At 44.9% G+C, this 26,454-nt stretch carries 29 protein-coding genes and 2 riboswitches; of the genes, 26 read left to right on the top strand and 3 right to left on the bottom strand.

What is annotated here, in order from left to right; translation table 11 throughout:
• Positions 1–41 precede the first annotated feature (41 nt).
• From L1611_RS16420 to L1611_RS16380, 9 genes are all read left to right on the top strand, one after another.
• Positions 42–302: a hypothetical protein gene (locus L1611_RS16420; RefSeq protein WP_236314802.1), complete on the top strand. Its 261-nt coding sequence runs from the start codon at positions 42–44 to the stop codon at positions 300–302.
• A 376-nt stretch (positions 303–678) separates the two neighbouring features.
• Positions 679–888: a hypothetical protein gene (locus L1611_RS16415; protein ID WP_236314801.1), complete on the top strand. Its 210-nt coding sequence runs from the start codon at positions 679–681 to the stop codon at positions 886–888.
• Positions 889–956: 68 nt separating this feature from the next.
• Positions 957–1,205: a hypothetical protein gene (locus L1611_RS16410; RefSeq protein ID WP_236314800.1), complete on the top strand. Its 249-nt coding sequence runs from the start codon at positions 957–959 to the stop codon at positions 1,203–1,205.
• A gap of 71 nt (positions 1,206–1,276) precedes the next feature.
• Entirely contained in the window at positions 1,277–2,539 is a 1,263-nt protein-coding gene (locus L1611_RS16405; RefSeq protein ID WP_236314799.1) for an ATP-binding protein, read from the top strand.
• 191 nt (positions 2,540–2,730) lie between these two features.
• Positions 2,731–3,447 (top strand): Na-translocating system protein MpsC family protein, encoded by a 717-nt coding sequence (locus tag L1611_RS16400; RefSeq protein WP_236314798.1) that lies wholly within the window; start codon positions 2,731–2,733, stop codon positions 3,445–3,447.
• A 164-nt stretch (positions 3,448–3,611) separates the two neighbouring features.
• Positions 3,612–3,803, top strand: coding sequence for a hypothetical protein (locus tag L1611_RS16395; protein WP_225066065.1), 192 nt, complete (start codon positions 3,612–3,614; stop codon positions 3,801–3,803).
• Between the two features lie 150 nt (positions 3,804–3,953).
• Positions 3,954–6,245, top strand: a complete 2,292-nt coding sequence (locus tag L1611_RS16390; RefSeq protein WP_236314797.1) for an ATP-dependent DNA helicase — start codon at positions 3,954–3,956, stop codon at positions 6,243–6,245.
• Positions 6,246–6,311: 66 nt separating this feature from the next.
• Complete coding sequence (locus tag L1611_RS16385; RefSeq protein WP_236314796.1) at positions 6,312–6,479, top strand: hypothetical protein; 168 nt, start codon at positions 6,312–6,314, stop codon at positions 6,477–6,479.
• Positions 6,480–6,592: 113 nt separating this feature from the next.
• Positions 6,593–6,676, top strand: a riboswitch (cyclic di-GMP riboswitch).
• Positions 6,677–6,705: 29 nt separating this feature from the next.
• Positions 6,706–7,182, top strand: a complete 477-nt coding sequence (locus tag L1611_RS16380) for a hypothetical protein (protein WP_236314795.1) — start codon at positions 6,706–6,708, stop codon at positions 7,180–7,182.
• 176 nt (positions 7,183–7,358) lie between these two features.
• Here L1611_RS16380 and L1611_RS16375 read toward each other — a convergent pair whose 3' ends face one another.
• Entirely contained in the window at positions 7,359–8,807 is a 1,449-nt protein-coding gene (locus L1611_RS16375) for an alanine/glycine:cation symporter family protein (protein ID WP_486659993.1), read from the bottom strand.
• Between the two features lie 724 nt (positions 8,808–9,531).
• Positions 9,532–10,461, bottom strand: coding sequence for a ketopantoate reductase family protein (locus tag L1611_RS16370; protein ID WP_236314793.1), 930 nt, complete (start codon positions 10,459–10,461; stop codon positions 9,532–9,534).
• 586 nt (positions 10,462–11,047) lie between these two features.
• Here L1611_RS16370 and L1611_RS16365 point away from each other — a divergent pair.
• Positions 11,048–12,175 carry a DEAD/DEAH box helicase gene (locus L1611_RS16365; RefSeq protein WP_236314792.1) on the top strand — a complete coding sequence of 376 codons (1,128 nt, stop codon included), beginning with the start codon at positions 11,048–11,050 and terminating at the stop codon, positions 12,173–12,175.
• Between the two features lie 23 nt (positions 12,176–12,198).
• The gene (locus tag L1611_RS16360) at positions 12,199–12,954 is read left to right on the top strand and encodes an SAM-dependent methyltransferase (protein ID WP_236314791.1); all 756 of its coding nucleotides are present in this window, start codon (positions 12,199–12,201) and stop codon (positions 12,952–12,954) included.
• 178 nt (positions 12,955–13,132) lie between these two features.
• On the opposite strand, the gene L1611_RS16355 is transcribed toward L1611_RS16360, so the two are convergent.
• Positions 13,133–13,336, bottom strand: a complete 204-nt coding sequence (locus tag L1611_RS16355) for a YwbE family protein (RefSeq protein ID WP_236314790.1) — start codon at positions 13,334–13,336, stop codon at positions 13,133–13,135.
• Positions 13,337–13,681: 345 nt separating this feature from the next.
• On the opposite strand from L1611_RS16355, the gene L1611_RS16350 reads away from it, so the two are divergent.
• The 15 genes from L1611_RS16350 to L1611_RS16280 all read left to right on the top strand — a co-directional run bounded on the left by L1611_RS16350 (position 13,682) and on the right by L1611_RS16280 (position 26,439).
• Complete coding sequence (locus L1611_RS16350) at positions 13,682–14,458, top strand: C40 family peptidase (protein WP_236314789.1); 777 nt, start codon at positions 13,682–13,684, stop codon at positions 14,456–14,458.
• 239 nt (positions 14,459–14,697) lie between these two features.
• Positions 14,698–15,051 (top strand): lmo0954 family membrane protein, encoded by a 354-nt coding sequence (locus tag L1611_RS16345; protein WP_236314788.1) that lies wholly within the window; start codon positions 14,698–14,700, stop codon positions 15,049–15,051.
• Positions 15,052–15,071: 20 nt separating this feature from the next.
• On the top strand, positions 15,072–15,719 hold the full coding sequence (locus L1611_RS16340; RefSeq protein WP_236314787.1) for a PspA/IM30 family protein: 648 nt from the start codon (positions 15,072–15,074) through the stop codon (positions 15,717–15,719).
• Between the two features lie 470 nt (positions 15,720–16,189).
• Positions 16,190–16,918: a cell wall-active antibiotics response protein LiaF gene (gene liaF, locus L1611_RS16335; protein WP_236314786.1), complete on the top strand. Its 729-nt coding sequence runs from the start codon at positions 16,190–16,192 to the stop codon at positions 16,916–16,918.
• On the top strand, positions 16,915–17,961 hold the full coding sequence (locus tag L1611_RS16330; protein ID WP_236314785.1) for a sensor histidine kinase: 1,047 nt from the start codon (positions 16,915–16,917) through the stop codon (positions 17,959–17,961). Before liaF ends, L1611_RS16330 begins: the two co-directional genes overlap by 4 nt.
• Positions 17,958–18,590, top strand: a complete 633-nt coding sequence (locus L1611_RS16325; RefSeq protein ID WP_236314784.1) for a response regulator transcription factor — start codon at positions 17,958–17,960, stop codon at positions 18,588–18,590. Before L1611_RS16330 ends, L1611_RS16325 begins: the two co-directional genes overlap by 4 nt.
• A gap of 319 nt (positions 18,591–18,909) precedes the next feature.
• Positions 18,910–19,019: riboswitch (TPP riboswitch) on the top strand.
• A gap of 120 nt (positions 19,020–19,139) precedes the next feature.
• Positions 19,140–19,844, top strand: a complete 705-nt coding sequence (gene tenA, locus L1611_RS16320; protein WP_236314783.1) for a thiaminase II — start codon at positions 19,140–19,142, stop codon at positions 19,842–19,844.
• Positions 19,841–20,422, top strand: a complete 582-nt coding sequence (locus L1611_RS16315) for an ECF transporter S component (RefSeq protein ID WP_225066049.1) — start codon at positions 19,841–19,843, stop codon at positions 20,420–20,422. The genes tenA and L1611_RS16315 overlap by 4 nt, the downstream gene beginning before the upstream one ends.
• Before the next feature lie 12 nt (positions 20,423–20,434).
• Positions 20,435–21,871: an ABC transporter ATP-binding protein gene (locus L1611_RS16310; RefSeq protein ID WP_236314782.1), complete on the top strand. Its 1,437-nt coding sequence runs from the start codon at positions 20,435–20,437 to the stop codon at positions 21,869–21,871.
• Between the two features lie 5 nt (positions 21,872–21,876).
• Positions 21,877–22,674: an energy-coupling factor transporter transmembrane component T family protein gene (locus L1611_RS16305; protein WP_236314781.1), complete on the top strand. Its 798-nt coding sequence runs from the start codon at positions 21,877–21,879 to the stop codon at positions 22,672–22,674.
• A 23-nt stretch (positions 22,675–22,697) separates the two neighbouring features.
• Complete coding sequence (tenI, locus tag L1611_RS16300; RefSeq protein WP_236314780.1) at positions 22,698–23,327, top strand: thiazole tautomerase TenI; 630 nt, start codon at positions 22,698–22,700, stop codon at positions 23,325–23,327.
• Positions 23,311–24,438: a glycine oxidase ThiO gene (thiO, locus tag L1611_RS16295; RefSeq protein ID WP_236314779.1), complete on the top strand. Its 1,128-nt coding sequence runs from the start codon at positions 23,311–23,313 to the stop codon at positions 24,436–24,438. Before tenI ends, thiO begins: the two co-directional genes overlap by 17 nt.
• A 12-nt stretch (positions 24,439–24,450) precedes the next feature.
• Positions 24,451–24,654: a sulfur carrier protein ThiS gene (gene thiS / locus L1611_RS16290; RefSeq protein ID WP_236314778.1), complete on the top strand. Its 204-nt coding sequence runs from the start codon at positions 24,451–24,453 to the stop codon at positions 24,652–24,654.
• Position 24,655: 1 nt separating this feature from the next.
• Complete coding sequence (locus L1611_RS16285) at positions 24,656–25,423, top strand: thiazole synthase (RefSeq protein ID WP_236314777.1); 768 nt, start codon at positions 24,656–24,658, stop codon at positions 25,421–25,423.
• On the top strand, positions 25,420–26,439 hold the full coding sequence (locus tag L1611_RS16280; RefSeq protein WP_236314776.1) for a thiazole biosynthesis adenylyltransferase ThiF: 1,020 nt from the start codon (positions 25,420–25,422) through the stop codon (positions 26,437–26,439). Before L1611_RS16285 ends, L1611_RS16280 begins: the two co-directional genes overlap by 4 nt.
• Positions 26,440–26,454 lie beyond the last annotated feature (15 nt).

Genomic DNA, 26,454 nt, shown 5'->3' with positions numbered 1-26,454 from the left:
TATACTAGTATTACTCCTATTACAAAAGGAGGCTTACAAGTATGAGTCTTGGAAATCGTGAAAAAGAAATAAGAGCAGCAATCGACGCTGCAGTTGAAACAGCAATGGCAGCGTTGAAAGAAGGAGGCCCATCAGCTGCTGCAGTAGCGATCCGAGAAAAAGATCTTGCAGCTGCATTATCTGTTGCAATTGGCGATGACCCGACCGCAACAGCGATTGCGACTGCCATTACCAATGTCTTTGAAGAGTATCGATTACCGGTCCGAAGACTTACACCACCTCCTCCTATTGAGTTTCCATAGCTCAAGTTTTGACCCGCGTGAAAGCACATCCTTAAAACCTGCATTCTGTCTTCTCTAGTGATCGATTTCTATTTTCTATACAAAAGAAAGGCGGTTTTGCACCTCAAGCACTAAGATTAGTAGAATCTAGAATTTTATTTACTAGAGTCGAACAAGCGGTGGTTCTATAAAAACCAGTAAGTCCAGGATTAGTTGTTTTAAGGGAGGTGATCGATGAAGCGTTGTATAAATGTGCAGTTGATGTTGTAGCATTAATCGGAAAGTTTAACCAGGGGGTAATTTCGAAAACGATTAAACGGTAATCTGTCCAGATGAACACAAGGGCTTTCACAATGTACAATTTCAAAACTCTCTGGATTAAAAGGAGGTGAAAGGTATGGGATTCTTTAATAACAACAATAACGGTAATAACGTTGCCGGTACAGGGATGAACAATAATGATGACCGTAAGAAGAAGCGAGCAGTAGCTTTCGCGAAAGCTAAACGTGACAAAGCGGTCGCTTTTGCAGCAACAGGTGTTGACATTGAACGTCTACTTGATGCGATCGGTGGCGTAGAAGACGATAATAACGACGACAAATGCTAATTTAGAAAAAGTACCAGCACTCCTCCTGCTGGTACTTTTATTAATGTGCTTATTAAGGAATGTACCTAATGAATGTACCAGGCACCATTTCAGAAGCCTTGTGGCAGAAGGGGTTTGCGTCGGTGCCAGGCACCATTTCAGAAGCCTTGTGGCAGAAGGGGTTTGCGTCGGTGCCAGGCACCATTTCAGAAGCCTTGCGACAGAAGGGGTATGCATCGGTGCCAGGCACCGGTCTTTTTGGCTATTTTTCTTCTACTATTTATATTATTTGGGTAGAATTTCGTGTTTACCTTTCAAAATATTGTAAAAATACTTAAATGGAAAAAGGAGAATTATTTTAGATGTCGTATTACTAGTATGGATGTCCTGATTATTCTTGGAGGTATAAATGCTTGCTGAAAAGCTATTGCTACATGTATTGATTTTTCTTGTCCCTGTTCTTATATATGGTGTTTTGTTCCAAAAACGTCGCATTGATCAATCCCCTTACAGCTATGGGCTCTTACATGGATTCGCGGCGTTTCTTTGTATGGTTTTTGCATATTACAATTATGGCCTTTATTGGGATTTCCGGTATGTTCCGCTCGTTTTGGCCTGTTTATATGGCGGGCCTATTTCTGGCGGGATCGTATTGGGGTTCATATTGCTTACCAGGACAATTCTAGGTGGTGATGCCCTGCTATTCGGTTACATAAGCGGTATTATGGCAGCAGTGCTCCCATTTCTTTTTGCGAATAAATTCATGAAATACAATCCAAAGAAGCGGGTAAAGATGGCGATTGTCATTGGCAGTTGGCCTGCCTTTGTCATGCTGGGAATTCTGTTGGCATACATGTTTGCTCAAGGGTTTTCGTCAAATAAGGAAATCCTCATCAATATTTTCCTTTTCGGTACAATCCAGATTATTGGCATCGGATTTGCAGCCATGTTGACTGAAATGGTCATCGAGCGGCATATCATGAAGCAGGAAATCCAGCGATCTGAAAAATTGAATACGCTTGGGGAACTTGCCGCATCGATCGCCCATGAGGTTCGTAATCCTCTCACAGTCGTAAAAGGCTTCCTCCAAATGATGAAGGCTGAAAGAAAAGGGGACAGCTATGAATACATTCCACTCGTCCTGAGTGAATTGGGGCGGGCTGAAGCGATCATCAATGATTATTTGAATTTTGCCAAGCCGGAATTCAAGAAAATCGAAACGTTCCGATTGTCAGATGTCATATATGAAGTGATGTTCCTGATGGATGCACTCGCTGTAAAACAGGGTGTGGAACTCATCAATGAATTCGATTCCAGCTGTCTTATTAGAACGGACCGGAACCAGTTGAAGCAGGCCCTGGTCAATTTCGTTAAAAACGCAATTGAAGCGACTAGAGAAGGCGATACCGTGACGATCGGTGTAAAGCTTTCTGTGAATCGTGTAATTGTGAATGTTACAGATACGGGCAAAGGCATGAATAAAGAGCAACTTGATCGGATTGGAACGTTGTTCTACACGACTAAAGACAAAGGAACTGGGCTCGGAACTACCGTTTCACTTAGAATCATCCAATCGATGAACGGGAAAGTAAGCTATAGAAGTGAACCAAATGTCGGTACTGAGGTGACGGTCTGTCTGCCTGTCGAAAGTCCGAAGGTGAACACTCAATAATAAAAATGATGCAGGCTGGTTTCTTGTTGTATAAGACAGGGTATTTAAAGCATGTATAAAGTCACGTTCATAATTGCAGATTCAGTGAAAAAGCCAGACTCTGGAGTACTAAATAACGAGTTTTCAGAACTTTCCACTAAGCGCTTTTCAAATCTGTAGTTAACCATTACACTAAAGAGAGGATGGAGGATATGAAGCTTCCGTCTCCAGATGAACATACACATACTTTAAATACAAATGAGAAACAAGCTGAAATTTCGAGTTATGTTGCGAAAGTGCTTCGAGACAATTTTGGTAAGGGTCCAGGATCTGTTTACGTATCGATTTCCGATTCTTTCGTCGTGATTTATATAAAGGATTTCCTGACACCTATGGAACGGGTCCTTTATAGTGAGAATCATCAACAGACAGTGAAAAAGACACGTGGTTTTTTGATGGACATGATCAGCGCCGAAGTGAGAGCCTGCATTAAATTGCTTACCAACATTGAAATCGAAAACCTGTATTATGATTGGTCGCTGGAAAATCGGTCTGGTATATTTTTAGGCGTAGGTCCGAGTCCATATGATATGGAAGAATCTTATCAAGGTAAAGATGAAGTCCATGAAGAAGTTGCGAATATGAGTGGTAAAGTTGAAAAAGAGCCATCCAAAATCAAATCGACCCGTATCAATTCCCGGACACTGATCGTGGTACGTGACGAAATTTTAGTAGAGATTGAAAAACAATTGATCCAGGATGGCAAAGAGAATGCTCTTCGGAATGCAAAGGGGAAGCTTGAGAAGAGTATGCTGAATCTGGATCACATCAATTCGCACATAGAAGGCGAAGTCGTAGAATTATTTATAGATTGGGATTTCAATATCGATCGTAGTTTTATAATCATGATATTGAACCCGAATTCATAAATTTGGTGGAAATGAGCTAGACATTAGAGCTAGACATAAGCCGAAGAGGATATGATCCTTTTCGGTTTTTTTATTATGAAAGGAGCGGGTTATTTGGGAAATTGTAAACATCATGAGAATGATTTTACAGGATAGAATTTTAAATTTGGAGGAGGGGGGATAGGATGGCAAAATATTTAATTGATCACAAACATAGAAAAATTCACCGTAGTGCATATGTTGGCGACAAATGTGGCCTCCCTCAGATCCCATTGAACAAACGTTCCGGAGAAAAGAAAGCAGAAAAAATTGAACAATTGACTGACAAAGGATATCTGCCTTGTCCGCATTGCTTCGAGGGGCCGACAATCAATTAGGGAGGATGAAAGGTTAAGTGTATGCAGGTGTACACTTAGCCTTTTAATTTTTCGATGAAGGATTATGCTCAATACTTTTACGAACGTGTGTTTTCTAGTAAACTAGTTGTAGCAACTATGTACGGAAAATTCCTCCTTTAGGTGATAAAAATGACAAAAGAGATCCGTCTTTCTGTCCGGCCATTAGTAGAGTATGTGTTCAGGAGCGGGAGCATCGATAACCGCTTCCGTTCATACAGCTCGATGACCGAAGGAACGATCGCTCATCAGAAAATACAAAAGACTTATGAAGAGTCCGATCAAAAGGAAGTCTATCTGAAGACAGAGATTGACTTCAAGGGGCTCTCTTTTGTCATTGATGGAAGGTGCGATGGGCTTCTCAAAAGCAATGACATCATTACGATCGATGAAATCAAATCGACACGCGGTGATTTGGGCGATATTACAGAAACTACGAACCCTGTCCACTGGGCGCAGGCGAAGTTTTACGCGTATATGTATGCCTGTAATCATTACCTGGATCAAATGAAGGTGCAACTGACCTATGTCCATGTGGAGACAGAAGAGAAGAAGCTTTTTACCGAGGTTTGCACTTTCAAAGAGCTCGAAACGTACATAATGGATATTGTCAAAAAATTCGAGCCCTATGCTGCGCTGCTTCTTGCGCATAGGGAAAAACGAAATCGAAGTATCAAAGAATTGTCATTTCCTTTTGAAAAGTACCGGGCAGGGCAGCGGAAATTTGCGATCGCCGTGTATAAATCGATTGCCGATGAAATGGATTTGTTTGCCCATGCGCCGACAGGTACCGGAAAAACAGTTTCCACGATCTTCCCAGCGGTAAAAGCAATCGGTGAAGGCCATCTTGAGCGGTTGTTCTATTTGACTGCAAAGACTATCACAAGAACAGCAGCAGAAGAGACCCTCACTTTAATGAAGGGGAAAGGGCTGCATATGAGTTCTGTCACGATAACTGCAAAGGATAAAGTTTGTTTTAAAGATAAAGCGATCTGTCAAAAGGATTACTGTGAGTTTGCGGATGGGTATTACGACCGTGTCAATGAGGGGATCCTCGATATTTTAGCGAACGAGATGCTGATGGATCGGGTGACGATTGAAGAATACGCCAGGAAACACAGGCTTTGCCCATTCGAGTTTTCGCTCGATCTCGCCTACACTGCAGACATGATCATTGGTGATTACAACTATATATTCGACCCGCGAATATCACTAAAGCGTTTATTGGAAGAACAGAAGAAACGGACTGGCCTCCTTGTAGATGAGGCGCACAATCTGGTGGACCGGGCGCGTGGAATGTTCTCGGCTGAGCTTTTCAAATCACCGTTCTTACAATTAAGGCGTGCTTTTAAGGAAGAAAACAGGGGAATATTCGAGTCGGCGAAAGCGATCAATGGCCACCTGCTGAAATTGAAAAAGCAATACGGAAATGGGCAGCGGGAGCTTGATGAACATCCGGCTAGCTTGATCGGCCTATTAACTGCTTTCGTGACCGAATCGGAACAAGAGTTATTGAACCAGAAGGAAGGCGAAGCCCAGGACCTGCTTCTTGAAACGTATTTCTCAGCGAAGAATTTCGTACGCATATCAGAATTCTACGATGAACGGTATGTGACTTACCTTGAACATGAAAAAAACGAAGTGAAGATCAAGATGTTCTGTCTCGATCCATCTCATTTGCTGCAACAATTCGGAAAGGGCTATCGCTCAAAGGTATATTTTTCAGCGACACTCTCACCGCTTCACTATTTCAAAGACATGCTTGGAGCGAATGAGGAAGATTACACAATCTCGATTCCATCACCTTTTGCGAAAGAAAAAGTCGAGGTGTTCATACAACCGCTCTCAACGCGTTACCGTGACCGTGAACAATCTGTGCGACCGATTTTAAGTATGGTAAAAAATCTCTTAGACTCAAGACCGGGAAACTATCTTTTCTTCTTCCCGTCTTACGCCTACATGCAGATGGTTTACGAGCAGTTCGAGGAAGAGGATTGGGGTTATGAAGCAGTTGTCCAGAGCAGCGGTATGGCAGAAGAGGAACGGGAAGTTTTCCTTACCAGATTTGAAGCAGGGCATGACAAGAAGCTAATCGGCTTTGCGGTAATGGGCGGCATTTTTTCAGAAGGTGTTGATTTAAAAGGGGATCGCCTCAACGGTGTTATAATAGTCGGGGTCGGACTGCCTCAGCTCAATTCTGAGCGGAACATCATCAAGGAGTATTTCAATAAGAGGGACAAGAATGGCTATGATTACGCGTATGTGTACCCAGGCATTAACAAGGTTCTTCAAGCTGGAGGAAGATTAATCCGGACTGAAGACGATGAAGGATCGATCGTGCTCGTTGATGACCGCTTTCTGACCCCGAAGTATCAGAAGCTACTTCCTGCAGAATGGATGGATTTTAAAGTGATTCGACGATAGAGGAAGGAATTTGAAGCAACCATGTAAAAGTAGTAGTGGCGGAATGAGCGGGGGGGATGAAATAAGATGCTTAATATCTTCTGGCTTTTGATTTTGTCGGTTGTCGTTTACGCAGTGTACTACCTGATCATATTCTTAAAGGACATCCGGGATCTTCTCGAAGTGCAAAGAGACCAAAATGAACAAATCATCGACCTCTTGGAACAACAGAATCCTGATCGTAACCAGTGGTAGTCCCAAGCCGAGCGACCTTTTTTATAATGAGAAATAAGAACTAGTGAAGAAATGTATATATAAGGAAATTGGAATCATGAACATCCTGATGTTGGAACGGTATAATACAAATGGAATATAGAGGGAGCTGTGAATTCGGATCTTTATTTGGGCACTTGGATACGGAGGAGCTAGTAGTGCAACCGACCACTTTCTAATTATAAAACTTAGGAAGAGGTAATTTATCATGTTTAACAAATGGGTTAATGGAAGTAAGAAAAAGGTTGCAGTAGTTGTTATGTCAGGGGTATTGGCTTTTGGTGCTTTTGGTGGGACTACTTACGCAGCGTATGGGGACAACTGGAATACCTACATCAAAAACGGTGTCAACAAGCTGTATATGTTAGTATTCCCGGAGATTGAAAAAGCTACTAAAGATAAGCAGAATGCCATCATTGGACAGATCAAGGAAGATATTCGTTCCAATGTCGCGAGTGCTAAAAACGAAATAGAAAGACATAAAGACAAACTGATCGAACAAAATCAAAATGAGCTTGATAAGTATTATAACGATGTGAAAAAACAAGCAGAATCTACGAAGGATGAAGCTGTGAAAATAGAGAAATCCAGCCTTGAAGGAATAGCAAAGAATTCTTTAGAAAAAGCGAAAAGTGAAATCGACAAAACGATCGAGGGTGAGCTTAAGAAAATCGGCTCAAAATGATTACGAATCAAAATGGAAGCTGGCCGAAATTGTTTTGGCCAGCTTTTTTCGTTTCAGCTCTACGTGACAAGGGCTTTCCTATACGTGTTTGATTCTTACCTTTCCTGAGGGCCTAAACAGGAAGGCATGGCTCTCTAAAATGAGCCCAACTTAGTGGAATCTATCGAGTAATGACTTCATTGACGTAAATCTTTATCGCTTTTATCTGAAAATAACTGGATTGATGGTTTTCCTTCTTTTTTACGATAAATTCGTTCGATGTAATCATCTGTCACCGCGCGGATCTCCTTGTGTAAGAAGACAAGCGGGATGATATTGCAGAGAAGGACGAATGCCAGCAGCAAATCGAGGAACTGCCAAACGAACTGCAACCCCCCGATCGCACCTACATATATGGCAGCGATATATAGGATTCTCATAAACTTGGAAGCTTTTAACCCAAATAAGTATTCTGCTTGTTTTTCCCCAAAGAAAATCAAGACACCAACAGTGGTTATGACGAAAAAGAATAGGAAGACCGAGATGAAACCACCGCCTAAAGTACCTCCCATTACTGTTCCAAATGCTGTTCCGATCATGTTAGAGGCATCGTCCGTGCCTACTTCCGTCCATGCCCCTGTAACGAGGACGGTGATACCAGAAATGGTACAAATGACAATCGTGTCCACGAATACACTGAATATTCCCCATAACGCTTGTCGGGATGGGTGATCCGTCTGGGCCGCTGCATGTGTAATCGGAGCAGTTCCGAGACCGGCTTCATTGGAATAGAGTCCACGAGCAATCCCCCAGCGGAGAGCTTGTGCAATACCGGCTCCCGCAAATCCTCCTGCAGCAGAAATAGGGGTGAAAGCGTGAGTGAAAATCAACCTGAATACACTAGGGAGTTGGTCAACATGTGCAAAAATCACGACTAATGCACCAAGCAGATAGGTGATAACCATGAAAGGCACCATTTTGTCGGTCACTTTCGCAATTCTTCGGATTCCCCCAAATACGACGAAGGCAACCAACGTGCACATAAGGATTCCGGTCAGTTGTGTCGACCATCCGAAAGCTCCCTCAAGCTGTGTCGTAATGGAGTTGGATTGGACCATCAAGCTCGGAATCACCTCGATCATCAGGAAGAAAGCGAATGCGATTGCTACTTTATCCCACCCTAGTGCTTTCTTGATATAATACTGCGGTCCACCGACCCACGTTCCCATCTTGTTCTTTTCCCGGTATTTCACTCCTAGCATGATTTCCGAGTACTTGGTCGCCATCCCGATCAAGGCAACCATCCACATCCAGAACAAAGCCCCTGGTCCTCCTAATGCGATGGCCACAGGTACACCGACGATGTTGGTCGCTCCTGCTGTTGAAGCAAGAGCCGATGTAAAGGCTTGAAAGGGGGTGATCGTTCCTTCATGCTTGTCCTTTTTAAAAATCTGGCCGATCGTTTGGCTTAACATGTGTCCGAAAAAACGGAATTGAAAAAAACGTAGTCTGACTGTTAAAAAGATCCCCGAAAAGATTAATAATATGGCAAGTACATAAGTCCATAAAAAATTGGATACATTTGCTATCCATGTTTCAAACCAAGAAATAATTTCCACGACAGTGCTCCCTTCATAACTTTTCATCTATAACATCTTTGTTTTCCATACCCATTATTTCCCGAATTAAAAAGCGAAATAGGAAAACAAGAATGCCGGGTCCCATAAAATAGTAAAAAGGAACGAACTATAAATTAGGAATCGAAAATATAGGAGCAGGTATTGTATGATAGAATAAACGGGGATCCGTTTCATATGAAAAAATTCATAAATATATGCAACCAATTACACCTGAATACGTCTATATGTAATATAAGAAATAGAAAATGGATTTTCAGGGTTAATGGCTCAAAAAGTAGGGAATACATACAATAGAGCTTTTAACTGGACGGACAAATCTTTAAAAATAAGGAGTGTTTGAGAATCATGACGAGTACTGACATTCATATTCGGAATTTGAGGAAAAAAGGAATTGATGTTCAAAAGGTCATTTCGAAGACGCTTAAGTTAGCCAAGAGTTATTCAGGTAAGAAGCAAAAAGAAAGTCCGCAACAATAGTCATTTTGGAATACATAAAGAAACCTTCTCACTTATCGGAGAAGGTTTCTTTACATTTAGAGAAATTTGGTTCGGTGAAGTAATGTTCAGCTCCACCGCCCAACAACTTGGATCACTTCAGTCCTCCTGCGGCGGTCAACACATTGATTTAGATCGAAGGGTTTACCCACGCAGAACCGAACTTTGTTTGGTTCAAGCCTCCTCGTCGATCCTCCTGGAACCTTCGTGGTTAACCAGGGCAATTCCGCTTTTCTTATTCCATCTTTAATTCATATGGCTTCACCAGTGCATAAAGGGTCTCAATATGCGGCAACTTCAAATTCTCTTCTTCCGCTAGGCGCAAAGCCCCGCCGAGTAGATGATCCGCTTCGATTTGAAGCCCTTTCCGTCTATCTTGATGCATGGATGAAGTGGCTTCTGAAGGAAAGCTATTCAACTGATCGAGTGCTTTTTGGACATGATCATCGGTGATATTGACGCCTTTCGAAAGTGCGAGGAGTTTCATTTCATGTAAGACTTCTTCAGCCAGTTTCACTGTTTTTGTAGATTCCCTGATTGCCCCAATCGTCAAGTCACCGGCAGTCGTTACTCCAGAAAATGCTGTGATCATCATGTATTTGTTCCAAAGGCCAAGCAAAATGTTGCTACTTAGAACGCCAGCCATATTCGCTTTATCAAAGATCTTTTCGAGTTCTTTGCACAAACTTTCCTGTGAGGGGCGGAGCGCACCAAAAATGAGGTCATGCTGAGTGCTTGTATGAACGACATGTCCGTTTTCATCAAGAGTTGAAATGATGAAGCACAAGCCGCCCATGACTGCTTCTTGGCCTAATTGACGTTGGAGTTCATCGATATGCTCGATCCCGTTCAGAAGTGGAAGCACTGTGGCTCCTTTTGCTACAAGCTTTTCCAGGTCCTCCATCAACTCATCATTCAAATGGTACCCTTTTACAGCGAGCAAGACGACGTCTACGTGATGGATATCATCTAAACTTTCGGCAATGTTCAAGTCTTCAAATTCATAATCCCCATGAGGACTTTGCAACTTCAACCCATTTTTACGAAGCTGTTCTGCTCTTTTTGGCCGGACTAGAAATTGTACCGACTGCCCTGATTCCTGGCATCTTCCCCCGAAATAAGCCCCGATTGCTCCTGCACCAACTACGACAATGTTCACATTCATTCACCATCCTTTACTTTTTAGGAACTGTACCCGATGTACTTTGAAGTAAAAACGGAAGATGTCTAGTTTGATTATAACCCAAAAATGGTACCACCCAAAAAAATCGCCTTGAAGGGATATTGTTCCAGTCGGGTAGAGTGCCGAATTTGAGGCTTTCAATAGTGCCCCAGCCAGAATATGAATCCACCACCATATGGTATTCTTTTATAAATTGGCTATTTTTCAATAGGGCTTCCAGTTCGGCATACCCGGTAACGATGATTTTCGGGATTCCGAAAAAACAACCTTGACGGATCGGGTCATGCTTGCAGTATTGTTCGAAATAGAGCTAAGGGTTGCTTTGAAATTGCTTGCGCATTACGGCAGCTTCATTCATGTATAAAACCTCCTGGCATTCATCTGGTTCCTCTCAACATTCGCCATAAGGAAAATAATCCCTTGTCTATTTTGTTTGACAACGATAAGAACTGTCCACTATTCAACCGTTCCGACATGGTGTAGGCTAGTAGTGAATGGTGGAATGTATGCTTCATCATTCGATCAAACTAATCAAAGGGTAAAGTCGTTTTTATAAAGGAGAATGATAATGGAAACTTTACATATCACAAAGCCTTTTTTACAGAGAGCATGGGATCATTCAAGCTTTGAAAAGCCGACAGCGATCCAGAAGGAAGCAATCCCTGTGATCCTACGTGGAGAAGATGTGATTGCTGAATCCCCGACAGGGACGGGAAAGACACTTGCCTACCTGTTGCCGATCTTAGAGAAGATTGATCCTGATAAAAAAGACCCTCAAGCCTTGATCATGGCGTCATCGAGGGAACTTGTCATGCAGATTTTTGAAGAGGTACAGAAATGGACTGAAGGAAGCGGGATAACAGGAGTATCCTTAATCGGCGGTGCGAACGTAAAGAGGCAGCTCGAAAAACTGAAGAAAAAAAGTCCACAAGTTATATTAGGGACGCCTGGACGTGTCGAAGAATTGATCAAAATGAAAAAGTTGAAAATGCATGAAGTCAAGACAATCGTCCTGGATGAAGGGGACCAGCTTCTCGTTCCGGAGCATTTGAAAACAATTGAATCGATCCTCAAATCGACACTGGCTGAGCGCCAAGTACTGCTGTTTTCTGCTACCTTGCCCGAGAAAACGGAAAAAATCGGGCGTGGATTCATGAACAGTCCGCAGCTTATAAAAGTGAACCGCTCAACCCAAAAAGGTGGTAAGGTGGACCATTTCTATATTGTGTCCGAACGTCGTGATAAAGCGAAAGCCCTGGAGAAAATCGGACGGTTGAAAGACATGAAAGGGCTCGCTTTCGGGAAAGACATCGGCGATCTGTCCGTAATGGCAGACAAGTTGGATTACAACCGGATTCCGATCGGACTATTGCATAGCGAACTGAAGAAAAATGAGCGCCAGCATGCATTGCAGCAATTCCGTGATGGGAAGACGAACTTGCTGCTGGCAACAGATGTCGCAGCACGAGGTCTTGATATTACTGGGCTCACGCATGTCATTCAGGTGGACGTTGCGGAGGATGAAAAGCAATATCTCCATCGCTCTGGCCGTACCGGAAGAGCTGGAGCGAGCGGGACTGTCATCACACTAGTGACTCCTGGTGAGGAGCGCGTTTTGAAGAGTCTTGCAAGGAAACTTGATTTGCAGTTAAAGGAGAAAGCCTTGTACGCCGGTGAACTCGTCGATGCAAGATAACTTTCTGGACAGGGAGGAAAAGAATGGCGAGTAACAAATTTTCAGTCATTGCCCACCGGGATCATGAAATTTGCAACCCACTCAATAAAGGGAAGTTGCAATCGGTATTGGATCGAATTCCTTTTGAAAGTGGAGGGAAAGTGCTTGATATTGGTGCTGGAAAATGTAGTGTGTTGATGGATCTGATTGACCGACATGACGTTGTCGGAACTGCTATCGAAATTGAAAGGAGTTTTATTGAAGAGGCTCAGCGGAAGGCTGGCCAGTGGATTATAGATAACCAGCTGGAAATCGTAAATGAGGATGCAAAAAAAGTGATTGATGGCATGGACGAATTGTATGATGTTTCCATTTGCCTCGGCGCGACCCATGCTCTTGGGAATTATAAGGTTACTTTAGAGCGGATGAGTGAAGTGGTAAAACCCGGGGGTTACCTACTTGTGGGGGAAGGTTACTGGAAACGGAAACCGGATGCAGCGTATTTAGAGGCTCTCGGTGCGGAAGAGGGAGAATTGTTCAGCCATCAAGAGAACATCCAGGTCGGTGAAGATCTCGGATTAGTTCCAATGTGGGCGAGCGTGGCCAATGAGGATGAGTGGGACGATTATGAGTGGCTTTACTCTCGTTCAATCGAAATGTATTGTTTAGAAAATCCTGACGACCCGGACGTTAACGCAATGCGCGACAGAATCCGGAAATGGCGATCTTCCTACCTGCGTTGGGGGCGCAACACACTCGGATTCGGGCTGTATTTGTTTTATAACACGGGCGGGAAGTAAAATCGTACCAGTTTGCAAGACGAACCTCCAGTTTTGCAAAACAACTGCCCGTTTTTGCATAACGAAGCACAGAATTTGTAAGACAACTGATCGTATTTGTAAAACTGCAGTATTGGTCCATCATTAAAGCCTGGTACACCATTCCGTTTCCAATAATGAAAAAAGCTGACCGACTTGGTCAGCTTTCCTTTTTGAAGACCTCTTTTACCCGGCCAACTTGGCCGTCCTGAAGACGAACTTTAATCCCATGTGGATGAGAACTGGATTTCGTTAAGATATCCTTCACGATGCCCCGCGTCAGCTTGCCGGTTCTTTGATCTTTTTTCAGTACGATATCGACTTCGACACCAGGTTGTATGTTCACACGATTTTGACCGTTCATGATGCACGCCATCCTTTTGAATAAGATACTTCAATCAGTATACCATATCCGGCTTTTATTTTGATCGTTTGCAATAATACATCCAGTAATTGAATGAATTTCAGGAAATATGAGGATATATAGGAAGGTTTACGCACTCATCATCACTTGCCATGGGTGTTTTTGATAGAAATAGCACTGATAGGATAGGCTTTTTTCGTTGTAAACAGAATAATATGTCCCCTTAATGCTACCGCAACTTCTTTACAGGACCCATCTGTTAGACTAGTAATTGGTTTGGAAGACTCGTGTTTTCAAACCGGGACAGTACGATTACTAAGCTAGAGTTCAACAAGGAGGAATTTTATGTTTACAACAGGATCGTCTGCACGAAAGTATGTAATTACAACGGCTTTGGTCACATCTATGGCATTATCACCTGTTTTAAGTGAAGGTGTTCTTGCCAATGCCGATTCAAAGCCAGTTGAACAAAATGTCTCCAGTAGCCCAGAACAAACATCCGTCCTTGACAGAGGAGATTACGGAAAGGAAGTAGAGTCTTTGCAAACAGGTTTGCAAGAACTAGGTTATTATACTTACAACCTTGATGGGATTTTCGGACCTATTACAGAAGATGCGGTGAAAAGTTTCCAAGCTGAACAAGGTCTTACTGTAGACGGTTTAGCAGGGCCTGAAACTTTTAAAGCATTGTCATCAACTTCAACGAATTCAGTTGATGTTCAATCGACTTCCGATACATCAGCTTCAGATGACCAAACTTCAGAGTCTGAAATTGTTTCAATAGCGGAGAGTCTAATCGGAACACCTTATGTTTGGGGAGGTACGACACCAGACGGGTTTGATAGCAGCGGGTTCATCCAATATGTGTTTGGACAAGTTGGAGTCGATTTAGAAAGAAAAGAAAGTGATATGTGGAAATATGATGGTGTACAAGTAGATTCTCCAAGTGTGGGAGATGTCGTCTTTTTCGAAGGTACCTATAATACAGAAGGAGCTTCCCATAGTGGTATTTACATTGGCGACAATAAAATGATTCATGCTGGGTCGGAAGGTGTAGAAGTAACTGATTTAAGTATCGACTATTGGCAAGACCATTATTTGGGAGTTAAATCTTTTAAATAATCAGTATTTGCAGCCAGGGCATTATGCTCTGGCTTTTCCTTTTTGTGAATAGCGGGGTCCAGGTCATTACTCCTGATAAGGAAGCTTACCGACTGATTTCGGTAAGTTTTTTCCATTAAAATCAAAATCCGACATCCAGCTACGTCTCAAGTCTTAGGAAAAGTTAAAGCTCAGGCTCCTTATAGGAAAATTGGATTTTAGATACGATAGAGACAAGAAAAGAAGGAGGGAAAGAAACGATGAAAAAGCTAGGACTTTTTATTCTAGGAGCAATCGCGGCGATCGTCCTCATTGCAAACGTCGGTCCGATGATCGGGCTCATGATCAGTCTCGTCATTGGTTATTATGCAGTGAAGCGCTTTACGAAGTCGGAAGAGACATCTAAGAAAATCTTTTGGGCCGCTGTCGGGATCATTGCGATTTGTATCGCGGCCGCAAATGTGCCAGCTATCCTCGGAGCTGTTGCCCTGTACATCCTATATGTCGTGTACAAGGAATGGAAGAAAGAAGATGGCGTTACTGAAAAAGTGGAAAAAGACGATGATCCTTTCACGAACTTTGAGCGTGAATGGGCAGAGTTGAATCGAAACTAATAAAAAGGAGAGAGTAAAATATGGCAAAACTTTTCAGAAGATTAAAAGAGACGATTGAAGCAGATTTTCATGACATTCTGGACGAAAAAGAACGGAAAAATCCGATCAGTGTCCTTAACCAGTATCTTCGGGAATGTGAAAAGGAAGTCGAGAAAGTTCGTAAGTTGGTTGAACGCCAATATATGTTAAGTGAAGAGTTTACACGTGAGTATGAGAAAGCAGCAGAACTTGCTGAAAAAAGAAAACATCAGGCAGAAATTGCATTGCAGGCCAACGAAGAAGAGCTTCATAAATTCGCTGTCCAAGAGCATGAGCAGTATAGCGAGCGGGCAGCACGTCTGAAGGCTTCCAAAGAAAAAGCGGTGCAACAGCTTGAAGAACTTGAACAAAAATATGAAGTAATGCAGCATAAGCTTAAGGATATGTACATCAAGCGCATGGAGCTGATGGGTCGCGAAAACATCACACGTGCCCATCACCGTATGGATAAAGTGGTCGCCTCCAACGAATTTTCAAGCAAGTCTTTCTCACGTTTCGGTGAAATCGAGCAATATCTCGACCGTCTAGAGCATCAAGTGAATTCAAACTATCACCGGCACACCATCGATGCACGGATCGCACAATTGGAAAAAGAAATGCAAAAAGAGGAAAAGCATACTACCGTTTAAGCAAAAAATGGTATGCTATTAGAAAAGAAAGGCGTAGATACCCTGCGCCTTTCCGCAATGTTCGGGGAACGGCTCCGACGTAAAGGCGTTCCTTTTCAGAATAAAGCTTCCTCGATAACAACGAGTAGGCTCCATGCAAGAACGGCTCGTCACTCAGGTCCTCAAAACCAGCATGCGTCGAACGACTTGTTTCTAATTCGTCTGAGTTATAGAATTAAAGACTTTTTTGATGAAAGGCTAACATCACGAAATAAATTGATAGTCTGAAATGCGAACTGACAAAGAGATCCGCCGCTCAGTTGGAAACTTCCACGATCATTGACAGTTGAGAAGCAAGGAGGTCGCGGAAGTGAGGTTCGGGAGGAACGGAGCGTAGTTTGCCCTACGTGAGTACCGGACGGACAAAACTGACAAAGAGATCCGCCGCTTATCAGCTGTCAAATACAGAAGGGGGACCCAGGGAAAACATTATGAAAACAAAAACTGATAAAGTGAGCTGGCTATTAATAATAGGGGTCATCTTATTATTGTTGGAAATTTCTTTTCATGGCATGGGTCCCATTTTCTTTTTAATACTCACTGCAGGTTGTATTTATGTCGGCCGAAAAAAGTACGATAAGATGATCGGGAAGCTGTTGTTCTGGTTCGGGGTTGTTGCTTTCGCCTTGACGATCTTGAATACGATGGCGTTCAAGTTCCTTCTGATCGCTCTTTTCATCTATGCTGTCATCCAGTTTGCCCAGTCGAAGCAGGATCCGGCGTATATCACGCCTGATATCCAGGAACCGCAAACAGTAGCAAGGGACCAGGCGATGTTTAAACGCAGGCCGTTATTAAAGAATAATCTTTTTGGAAGACAGCAGACTCCTGAGCATGCGTATGAGTGGAACGACGTGAATATCCAGTGTGGCATAGGAGACACGGTGATCGACCTCGGGAATACGGTCCTTCCGAAAGGTGAATCGACCATTGTGATCCGGAGTTTCGTCGGAAACATCAAAATCCTTGTCCCATACGAGCTCGATGTCAGTATTGGTCATTCTGTGATTGCAGGAACGAGCAGGATCTTTGAGCATTATGAATCGAAGATGTTCAACCAATGTCTTTCTTACCAGTCCGCAGGCTTTGAACAATCGCATCATAGGGTTAAGATCATCACCTCGATGATGATCGGAGATCTTGAGGTGAAGCGGACATGAATATCATACAACGTCAGGTCCTGCTTGGCTTAGCCGTATCCCTAACACTTCTCCTTTTTATGGTAGGCGTGTTTTTCTTCACCTTTCCGTTGAATGATTGGTCACTCTTGTGGTCTAGGAAAATACTAGACTTACCGTTCATCCTGTTCGCATTCTTTGTCAGTACTTTGATCGGCATCGTTTTTGGTTTCAGTTCCGGAATTTACTGGCGGAGGCAGCTGGAGCATGTGGTAAACGCTCTTGCCCAAATCGGACAAGGACGGCCGATGGAAGCCGTTAATGTCAAGACTAAAACCCAGGAATTTGATGACATCTGGTCTTCATTGGAAAGAGTTCAACAGCATATATCAGAACAGACAAAGCTATCCCAGAAGCTCGCGAATGAAAAAGCAGAAGATCAGGAGAAGCGGATCCAAAAGGTCGTTTCAGAAGAAAGGAACCGTTTGGCACGAGAGCTTCATGATTCCGTCAGCCAGCAATTGTTCGCAGCATCGATGTTGATGTCTGCGGTAAATGAATCGAATGAGGGAGCGGAAGATGGAAAACGGAAGCAGCTGAAACTTGTCGAAGGGATGATCCATCAATCCCAGCTGGAAATGCGCGCACTTCTTTTACACTTGAGGCCAGTTGCGCTGAAAGGGAAGACGCTTGAAGAAGGCATCAAAGAATTGCTTCTGGAGCTCTCACAAAAAGTACCGCTTGAAATCGAATGGAAGCTTGAATCGATTCCATTGAAAAAAGGTGTCGAGGACCACTTGTTCCGGATTTTACAAGAATCGGTGTCCAACACGCTTCGTCATGCGAAGGCAAACTCACTTGAGGTATTATGTATCGAACGTGAAGGAACCGTTCTTATGCGGGTTGTCGATGATGGAGTCGGCTTTGATGTTGAAACGAGCAAGGCAGGCTCATATGGACTACAAAACATGCATGAACGTGCCGTAGAACTTGGTGGGACATTGAAGATCATCAGCGTGCCTGACAAGGGGACGCGGCTGGAAGTAAGAATACCTGTCATACGAGAGGGGGATGGGATACGTTGATTAGAGTCTTATTTGCAGATGACCACGAAATGGTAAGAATCGGGGTAGCGGCTTATCTGTCGAATCAACCGGATATTGAAGTCGTCGGTGAAGCAGGGGATGGCGGCGAAGCAGTCGATCTGGCGCTTGAGCTGCGCCCAGATGTGATTTTGATGGATCTCGTCATGAAAGAAATGGACGGGATTGAAGCAACGAAGCGGATCATCGACCAATGGCCAGGAGCAAAGATCATCATTGTCACGAGTTTCCTTGATGATGAGAAGGTGTATCCTGCACTTGAAAGCGGAGCGACAAGTTATATGCTGAAAACCTCGAAGGCGAGTACAATTGCCGATGCGGTCCGCGCCACCTATCGCGGTGAAATGGTGCTTGAGCCCGAGGTGACTGGGAAGATGATGACGAAAATGCGGCGTGGTAATGCCCGGCCGCCGCATGAAGATCTGACGAACCGGGAGCTCGAAATTTTGATGCTGATAACCGAAGGGAAGACGAACCAGGAAATTGCGGATGAACTGGTGATCGCATTGAAAACAGTGAAAACCCACGTCAGCAACATCCTTGACAAACTTGAAGTTCAGGACCGGACACAAGCCGTCATCTATGCCTTTAAAAATTCGCTCGTCAAGTAAGGTTTGCTCGTCTGATGGGTTGTTTACTGAGTTTGAACAGAATAATCTTCGAAGTGAACAGAATCTTGTTTGAAGTGATCAAATTAATTCTGGAAGTGAACAGATTAATCAAAGAGTGAACAGATTAAATTCAGTAATGAACACAATACCCTTGAGAATGAACAGAATATGCTCGGAAGTGAACAGATTAATTCTGCAATCAGACAGCAATGCTCCTAAATCGATAGATGAAAAATCACTCCTAAAGCGATTTTCCGATTGAAATCATTTGACTTTTCAGTTATACATGTTACGATTACATCGAAAATAACTATATAAGACGATCCACTAGGGGGGCCTTCTCGTAAAGGCTGAGATTAAAGTATAGCTTTAAGACCCTTGGAACCTGATCTGGTTTACACCAGCGTAGGGAAGTGGTGGTTAGGGTTACATAACGACTATGGACCGATTCTATCATCCAACCGACCACTTTCTTTGTAAAAAAGGAAGTGGTTTTTTAATTGAAATAATGGCAGAACGTGGGTCGTCTGGAAAAGGAGAGGAATAAACATGTCTTTTTCAAAGTACGTAAGGGAAGCAGCAGATCCGATTTGGGAGGCAAGCTTCAAGCATCCATTTGTGACTGGGATCGCGGATGGAACACTACCGCTCGAGAACTTCCGGTATTACGTTCTGCAGGATGCCTACTACCTGTCCCATTTTGCGAGAGTTCAATCGCTAGGAGCAGCGAAATCACCGAACATTGAAACGACCGCTAGCATGGCGGCCCATGCGAAAGGCACTTACGAAGCGGAATTGTCCTTGCATGAGAATTTTTCAAAACAACTCGGTATTACGGACGAAGAACGTTCCACCTTCAAACCGGCACCGACAGCATATGCCTATTCATCCCATATGTACCGCGCAGCGCAATTCGGACATCTAGGGGATATCATCGCAGCGATTTTACCGTGTTACTGGCTTTATTACGAAATCGGCGAACGACTTCAAGAATTCAAGCCTGAGGAACCGATCTACCAGGAATGGATAGCTGCATATGGAGGGGAATGGTTCCGAGAGCTTGTGGAGGAACAGATCAATAGACTCGACCAGATTGCCGAAAACGTCACCGACCAAGACCGCGAGAGGATGAAGGAGCATTTCATCATCAGCAGCCAGTATGAATACGAGTTCTGGGATATGGCCTACACCTTGCAAAAATGGCCGTTCGACCTTCAATCATATGTCGGAACAGGAAAGGGCCAGATATCATGAACAGAGGTCTGAAGCTGACAGATATACTCGTCACGATTGTCATCGCCATCGGCTTTGGAATTGTCTATAAGCTGTGGGGACCGCTTTATTATTTTGTAAAACCACTCGGGCTCCACATCGATCAATTGATCTATGGAATGTGGTTCATGGCTGCGACCGTCGCCTACCTCATCATCCGGAAACCAGGGGTCGCTTTTCTTGCTGAAGTCGCAGCCGCTTCAGGTGAGTTCCTGGTCGGATCAGAGTGGGGTCTTGAAGTGCTTCTGTTCGGTGTCGTACAAGGATTGTTCGCGGAGCTCGTCTTCATGGCATTCCGGTATAAGCGTTTTGATGTTACGGTCGTAAGTCTTGCGGCCATCGGTTCGGCGGTCGGTTCGATCATCATGGATTATTACAAAGGCTATATCGAGGATCTCGCTTTGTGGAATCTCAGCCTGTTTCTTGGTTTTCGTATTATCGGTTCGATCCTGATCGCAGGAGTGGCGGCCTATTATCTCGTGAAAGCACTTGAAAAGACCGGGGTGACGAACCTGGTGCGACCGGCTTCAAAACAAGATTACGATGCTCTCGATCAGTAATGGGGTGATTCGATGATCCAACTTGACAATCTCCGTCTCAAGTTTCCAGGCGACGGGCAGATGCTTTTCAAGGACTTATCGATCCATATTGAAAAAGGGGAAAAAGTCCTGCTGCTCGGTCCGTCAGGGTGCGGAAAATCAACCTTGCTTCAAGTCCTTTCGGGAATCATCCCGAAATCGGTAGAGGTTCCGATGAAAGCAGATCATTTCCAGCAGCCAGCTTCCTGGGGGTATGTGTTCCAAGATCCAGACTCGCAATTTTGTATGCCCTATGTAGACGAGGAGCTTGCTTTCGTTCTCGAAAACCTGCAAGTTCCCCGTATAGATATGCCCGATAGGATCACAGCGCTTTTAAAAGCAGTAGGTTTACACCAGATTGATCCACATACCAATATCCATACGTTATCTGGAGGGATGAAGCAACGGCTGGCGATTGCGTCGGTCCTGGCACTAGAGCCTGAGGTCCTGTTCCTGGATGAGCCGACAGCCCTCCTCGATCCACAAGGGACGGAAGATATCTGGGAAACAGTCAAAGCGATCAGCGCCGATAAAACTCTGCTGATCGTAGAGCATAAGCTTGATCATGTCCTAGACCTGGTTGATCGCATCATCCTGTTCAATGAGCTGGGTGAAATCATTTCAGATGGCGATAAAAATAAGATCTTGAAAAACGATCGGAATACGATGAAGGAGCAGGGTATCTGGTATCCCGGCGTCTGGCAGGATTATTTAAGCAGCCGACCGTTGAAGAATCTGACGCCATCTCATACCGACGTTGTGCTTCACCTCAACCACTTTCAAGGGTACCGGAAAAAGAAGCCCTTTATTTCAGTTGGGGAAGCGACGGTACGGGCAGGAGAGTGGATTGCGGTCATCGGGGAAAACGGGGCAGGAAAGTCTACACTGTTCCATGCACTCATGCAATTCATCAAGACGTCAGGCACGTTTGAAATCCACGGAACTCCCGTGAAAAAGGGGAAACGGATTGCCGATCACCTGACCTTCGTCTTCCAAAATCCGGAATTCCAGTTTGTGACCAACTCGGTATTTGAGGAAATCGCTTATGGGTTGAGGCTTGAGAAGTTAGAGGAGCCGGACATACGAAAGAAGGTCTTTGAGTTGCTAGATCGCTTCCGACTCACTCCGTTTCAACAGCATCACCCGTATCATCTGTCGATGGGACAGAAGCGAAGGTTGAGCGTAGCAGCTTCGATTGTCAAAGGCCAGCCGATTATACTGTTGGATGAGCCGACGTTCGGGCAGGACTCTAAAAACACATTCGCGCTGCTGGAGATGCTGGAAGACTATCAACAAGAAGGCGCTACCATCCTCATGGTGACGCATGATACAAACATCGTCGAGCATTTCGCGACCCGCGTCTGGACAATAAAAAACGGTTTACTATCAAGCGATGTCCACGTACGTGTGAAGGAGCATGCCCATGCCTAGGAGTGATGGAAATGGACCTTAGCTTCAACGAAACCTGGCTTCATAAAATCAATCCGACACTGAAACTTTTCACTATGATCCTGATGTTCATCTTTGTCCTATTCGTTCATCAGATCAATTGGCTGATCAACCTGACCTTCGGTGCCTTGCTTTTGCTCTGGGTCTTTTCCGGCCACCCGAAAAAGCGGGTGAGCCTTCTGTTGATTCCCTTTCTGATTATTTTCATTTCGACTTCCTCGTCGATGATTTTGTTCGGGAAAGGCGATACGACATGGATGAAGTGGGGACTAGTCCATATTACGGAAGAGAGCTTTTACCGTGGCCTTCATCTCGGCTTCCGGGCATTGATTTTTGCAACGCTTGGCCTTACCTTCGCGCTTACAACCCGACCCGTCAACTTGTTCTATTCCCTGATGCAGCAAGTAAAGCTGAATCCGAAATACGCCTATAGCTTCATGGCGGGTCTTCGGTTGATTCCGATCATGATCGAAGAATTTTTGACGATCCGTAATGCGATGAAAGTTAGAGGTGTCGAACAGGAGCGGGGGGTTAGAGCATTCTATTTTAAAATCAAGTCCTACTCGATTCCGTTGTTATCCCAAAGCATCCGACGGGCGCACCGTATAGCCGTCGCCATGGAAGCGAAGCGTTTTACAGGGGAGAGGGACCGAACCTACTACTATAAGTTAGGGTTCTCGTTAAACGATGGCATATTCGTCGCATATCTTGGCGTATTGATTCTATTAGGCTATTATCTTTCGGTCGTCTGGCCCCTCTTCCCGGTGGGGGATGTCCGTTACTAGAAAGAAAGGAAGGTGGGAAGGAAATGCACCATGAACTCCACATCATTTCAACTGGAAGTCAATCGGCAGCTGAGTTTTCCGAGATTGTTAGCATGATCCATGAACAGGTCGACTTTATCCATATCCGTGAGAGGTCCTGGACAGCGAAGGAACACATGAAGGCAGTCGAACAGTTGGTGAACAACGGGGTGCCACTCGGAAAAATCATCATCAATGACCGTGTCGATATCGCGATCGTATCGGAGGCAGGAGGAGTCCAGTTGGCCAATCATAGCTTGGAAGTTTCAGTTGTGAAGAAATCCTTTCCACTTCTAAAAATTGGCCGCTCGGTCCATACCCTGGAAGAAGCGTTGAAGGTCCAGGATGAGGGAGCGGATTATGTCATCTTCGGGCACATTTTTGAAACAGCCTCCAAGCCTGGCCTTGAGCCAAGAGGGGTGAAGGTGTTAGAGATCCTCGCCCAAAGAATAAGCATACCGGTCATCGCGATCGGTGGCATCAAGCCAGGAAATACGGCGGATGTCCTCAATGCTGGAGCGAAAGGCGTCGCCGTGATGTCCGGCATTTTAAAAGCTAAAAATCCACTGAAATCCGTAAGAGCCTACAAGGAAAAAATGCGTGCAGAGGAGGAAGAGAATGCGAACTCATTATGATGTAATCGTCATCGGGGCGGGCGTCATCGGCTGTTCGATTGCTTACCATCTGTCAAAAAGAGGGAAGTCTGTCATCATTCTCGAAAAAGGTTCGACAGCAGGGAAAGCTTCCAGTGCAGCAGCAGGGATGCTCGGTGCCCAGACAGAGCTTGAGGAAGACAGCCCGCTGTTCCGGTTGGGAAAACAAAGCCGCACGATGTTTCCTGATCTGGCTGCTGACCTTAAAAGCCTCACAGGAATCGATATCGAATACGAAAAAAACGGGATCTATAAAGTGGCGAGAACAGAGGAACAAGTAGTCCGGTTCCAGTCATTGATCAATGCTCAAAACCAATTAGGGGAAGAGACGCATTGGGTGGCTGCGGAACAGCTTCAAAAGGGAGAACCCGCATTGTCGACAGATGTACTCGGAGCCATGTACATTCCGAACGACGGACAGGTCTCCGCAACCAAATTGACAAAGGCGCTCGCACAAGCTGCAGTGACACTAGGGGCTGAGATCCGTGAATTTACCGAAGTCCATCGTTTTGTAAAAGAGGGTGTTGAAATCAAGGGTGTCGAAACGAATAGCGGCCTGAACCGTGCTGAACATGTTGTCGTCGCCGGGGGTGCCTGGAGTGAAACCCTTCTGAAGGAAGCGGGCGTCAACCTCGAAACCTATCCCGTCAAAGGGGAGTGCTTTTCTGTCAAAACACGAAAACGGCTCATAAACGGAACGATTTTTTCAGATGATTGCTACATTGTCCCGAAGGCTGGAGGTCGGTTGATTATCGGGGCAACCGAGAGGCCGGGGCTTTTCGATGAAACCGTCACGCTTGATGGGATCTCACGGTTGATGGAAGCGGCAAAGAAGGTCGTACCTGGTGTAGGTGAAGCCGAATGGGAGAAAGCCTGGGCGGGGATTCGTCCGCAGACGAAAGATGCTTTGCCCTATCTTGGTGAACATCCCGAATTGAAGCATCTGTTTGTGGCGACGGGTCATTACCGTAACGGTATTTTATTAGCTCCAGTCACGGGGGAGGTCATTGCCGATCTCATTGATGGCATTGCTATTAAGAAAGACTGGAATTCAGCTTTTCAAATGAACCGGATACCTGTACAGGTGCAATAGGAGTTGATGAAAATGGAATTGAAGATCAATGGTGAAATAGTGACTGTACCAGATACAGTTCAGCACGTTTCAGACCTCGTTGAACATTTCCAATTGGAAAAACGTGTGTTAATGATTGAGCATAACGAATCGATCCTTGAGAAAGACCACCATCCGAAAGCGGAAGTGAAGGATGGAGATAAAATTGAAATTGTGCAATTCGTAGGAGGCGGTTGAAATGTTGAAAATCGGTAATGACTCATTCCAATCAAGGTTGTTGCTCGGGACAGGGAAATACCCGAACTTTGACGTCCAGAAGGAAGCGGTCGAAGCATCGGAAACGGAAATCCTTACGTTCACGGTACGGCGGATGAACATCTTCGAGCCTAGCCAACCCAACTTTTTAGAAAAACTGGATTTGGAGAAGTATACATTCCTGCCGAACACCGCAGGGGCAAAAACCGCTGAAGAAGCAGTCCGTCACGCGAAGCTTGCTAAAGCATCCGGTCTTTGCGACATGGTCAAGGTCGAAGTGATCGGCTGCGACAAGACGTTGCTTCCGGATCCAGTGGAAACGTTGAAAGCGACAGAGGAATTAGTGAAGGAAGGTTTCATTGTATTGCCTTACACGTCTGATGACGTCGTCCTGGCGAGACGCCTAGAAGAACTTGGGGCACATGCGATCATGCCAGGGGCTTCACCGATCGGGTCAGGGCAAGGGATCATCAATCCGTTGAACTTGAGTTTCATCATTGAGCAATCGAACGTCCCTGTGATCGTTGACGCAGGTATCGGTTCGCCTGCGGATGCTGCCTATGCGATGGAACTAGGGGCTGACGCCGTGCTTTTGAATACAGCGGTTTCTGCAGTAGAAGATCCGGTTAGGATGGCGAAAGCGATGAAGCTTGCGATCGAAGCGGGCCGTCTCGGATTCGAGGCTGGCCGGATCCCTAAAAAACGGTACGCAACGGCGAGCAGCCCTGCTGAAGGGATGAGCATCGGTTGACCGACCGCTATTCAAGGCAAACATTATTCACTCCGATCGGAGAGGAAGGGCAGGAGAAAATAAGGGAAAAGCATGTGCTGATCATCGGAGCAGGCGCACTCGGGACAGGGAATGCGGAAGCGCTCGTCCGTGCAGGCATCGGCAAGCTAACCATTGTCGACCGTGATTATGTCGAATGGAGCAATCTCCAGCGCCAGCAGTTATATGGGGAGAGAGATGCAGAGGACCGGCTACCGAAAGCGATTGCGGCAAAATCGCGTCTTTCCCACATCAATTCGGATGTTGAAATTCAAGCGCATGTTCTTGATGCAACACCAGAAGAATTAGAAAACCTCATTACTGGTGCGGACCTTATTTTGGATGCCACTGATAATTTCGATACACGGATGATGATCAATGATATTTCACAAAAATACAGCGTCCCCTGGATTTACGGAGCATGCGTTGGAAGCTATGGGATCAGTTTCACCATCCTCCCCGGGACTACACCTTGCTTGAATTGCCTGCTGGATTCTGTCCCGATCGGCGGACTGACCTGTGATACAGCCGGCATCATAAGCCCAGCCGTCCAAATGGTCGTTGCGTACCAAGCGGCTGAGGCTTTGAAGATATTAGTGGAGGACTGGGAAGCCCTCAGAGGGAAACTTGTATCTTTTGATGTTTGGACAAACCAGCAAACAGCAATAAACGTAGCAAAGGCGAAAAAAAACGAATGTCTTTCTTGCGGGAGAGAATCGACGTATCCTTATCTTGCTTATGAAAATCAGACCAAGTCAGCGGTGTTATGCGGCAGAGATTCAGTGCAGATCAGACCTCCGGGCCGTCAGCAAAGGGATTTGACAGCCATGAAAGAAATGCTTGAAGACAAGGGAGGAAGAGTCGAGCAGAATCCGTACCTTCTATCGTTTACAGTAGAGGGCAGGAGAATGGTTCTATTCAAGGATGGTCGGGCATTGATCCATGGGACAAAGGACATATCAGAGGCAAAAACGCTTTACCATCGCTATTTCGGATAAATGGAGGTGAAAGGA

Origin of the sequence: Pseudalkalibacillus salsuginis (genome assembly GCF_021646685.1) — a bacterium.
GTDB lineage: Bacteria > Bacillota > Bacilli > Bacillales > Fictibacillaceae > Pseudalkalibacillus > Pseudalkalibacillus salsuginis.
This window is presented reverse-complemented; position numbering and strand designations above follow the sequence as displayed.

What these genes read in the sequence shown, in the direction of transcription:
- L1611_RS16310 (WP_236314782.1), top strand. Translation starts at nt 20,435, where the DNA reads ATGATCCAACTTGACAATCTCCGTCTCAAGTTTCCAGGCGACGGGCAG.
- L1611_RS16365 (WP_236314792.1), top strand. Translation starts at nt 11,048, where the DNA reads ATGGAAACTTTACATATCACAAAGCCTTTTTTACAGAGAGCATGGGAT.
- L1611_RS16380 (WP_236314795.1), top strand. Translation starts at nt 6,706, where the DNA reads ATGTTTAACAAATGGGTTAATGGAAGTAAGAAAAAGGTTGCAGTAGTT.
- L1611_RS16370 (WP_236314793.1), bottom strand. Translation starts at nt 10,461, where the DNA reads ATGAATGTGAACATTGTCGTAGTTGGTGCAGGAGCAATCGGGGCTTAT.
- L1611_RS16390 (WP_236314797.1), top strand. Translation starts at nt 3,954, where the DNA reads ATGACAAAAGAGATCCGTCTTTCTGTCCGGCCATTAGTAGAGTATGTG.
- L1611_RS16330 (WP_236314785.1), top strand. Translation starts at nt 16,915, where the DNA reads ATGAATATCATACAACGTCAGGTCCTGCTTGGCTTAGCCGTATCCCTA.
- L1611_RS16410 (WP_236314800.1), top strand. Translation starts at nt 957, where the DNA reads ATGAATGTACCAGGCACCATTTCAGAAGCCTTGTGGCAGAAGGGGTTT.
- L1611_RS16305 (WP_236314781.1), top strand. Translation starts at nt 21,877, where the DNA reads ATGGAAATGGACCTTAGCTTCAACGAAACCTGGCTTCATAAAATCAAT.
- L1611_RS16420 (WP_236314802.1), top strand. Translation starts at nt 42, where the DNA reads ATGAGTCTTGGAAATCGTGAAAAAGAAATAAGAGCAGCAATCGACGCT.
- L1611_RS16415 (WP_236314801.1), top strand. Translation starts at nt 679, where the DNA reads ATGGGATTCTTTAATAACAACAATAACGGTAATAACGTTGCCGGTACA.
- L1611_RS16350 (WP_236314789.1), top strand. Translation starts at nt 13,682, where the DNA reads ATGTTTACAACAGGATCGTCTGCACGAAAGTATGTAATTACAACGGCT.
- L1611_RS16395 (WP_225066065.1), top strand. Translation starts at nt 3,612, where the DNA reads ATGGCAAAATATTTAATTGATCACAAACATAGAAAAATTCACCGTAGT.
- L1611_RS16385 (WP_236314796.1), top strand. Translation starts at nt 6,312, where the DNA reads ATGCTTAATATCTTCTGGCTTTTGATTTTGTCGGTTGTCGTTTACGCA.
- L1611_RS16360 (WP_236314791.1), top strand. Translation starts at nt 12,199, where the DNA reads ATGGCGAGTAACAAATTTTCAGTCATTGCCCACCGGGATCATGAAATT.
- L1611_RS16315 (WP_225066049.1), top strand. Translation starts at nt 19,841, where the DNA reads ATGAACAGAGGTCTGAAGCTGACAGATATACTCGTCACGATTGTCATC.
- L1611_RS16375 (WP_486659993.1), bottom strand. Translation starts at nt 8,807, where the DNA reads ATGAAAAGTTATGAAGGGAGCACTGTCGTGGAAATTATTTCTTGGTTT.
- L1611_RS16400 (WP_236314798.1), top strand. Translation starts at nt 2,731, where the DNA reads ATGAAGCTTCCGTCTCCAGATGAACATACACATACTTTAAATACAAAT.
- tenA (WP_236314783.1), top strand. Translation starts at nt 19,140, where the DNA reads ATGTCTTTTTCAAAGTACGTAAGGGAAGCAGCAGATCCGATTTGGGAG.
- tenI (WP_236314780.1), top strand. Translation starts at nt 22,698, where the DNA reads ATGCACCATGAACTCCACATCATTTCAACTGGAAGTCAATCGGCAGCT.
- thiS (WP_236314778.1), top strand. Translation starts at nt 24,451, where the DNA reads ATGGAATTGAAGATCAATGGTGAAATAGTGACTGTACCAGATACAGTT.
- liaF (WP_236314786.1), top strand. Translation starts at nt 16,190, where the DNA reads ATGAAAACAAAAACTGATAAAGTGAGCTGGCTATTAATAATAGGGGTC.
- L1611_RS16355 (WP_236314790.1), bottom strand. Translation starts at nt 13,336, where the DNA reads ATGAACGGTCAAAATCGTGTGAACATACAACCTGGTGTCGAAGTCGAT.
- L1611_RS16285 (WP_236314777.1), top strand. Translation starts at nt 24,656, where the DNA reads ATGTTGAAAATCGGTAATGACTCATTCCAATCAAGGTTGTTGCTCGGG.
- L1611_RS16345 (WP_236314788.1), top strand. Translation starts at nt 14,698, where the DNA reads ATGAAAAAGCTAGGACTTTTTATTCTAGGAGCAATCGCGGCGATCGTC.
- L1611_RS16340 (WP_236314787.1), top strand. Translation starts at nt 15,072, where the DNA reads ATGGCAAAACTTTTCAGAAGATTAAAAGAGACGATTGAAGCAGATTTT.
- L1611_RS16405 (WP_236314799.1), top strand. Translation starts at nt 1,277, where the DNA reads ATGCTTGCTGAAAAGCTATTGCTACATGTATTGATTTTTCTTGTCCCT.
- thiO (WP_236314779.1), top strand. Translation starts at nt 23,311, where the DNA reads ATGCGAACTCATTATGATGTAATCGTCATCGGGGCGGGCGTCATCGGC.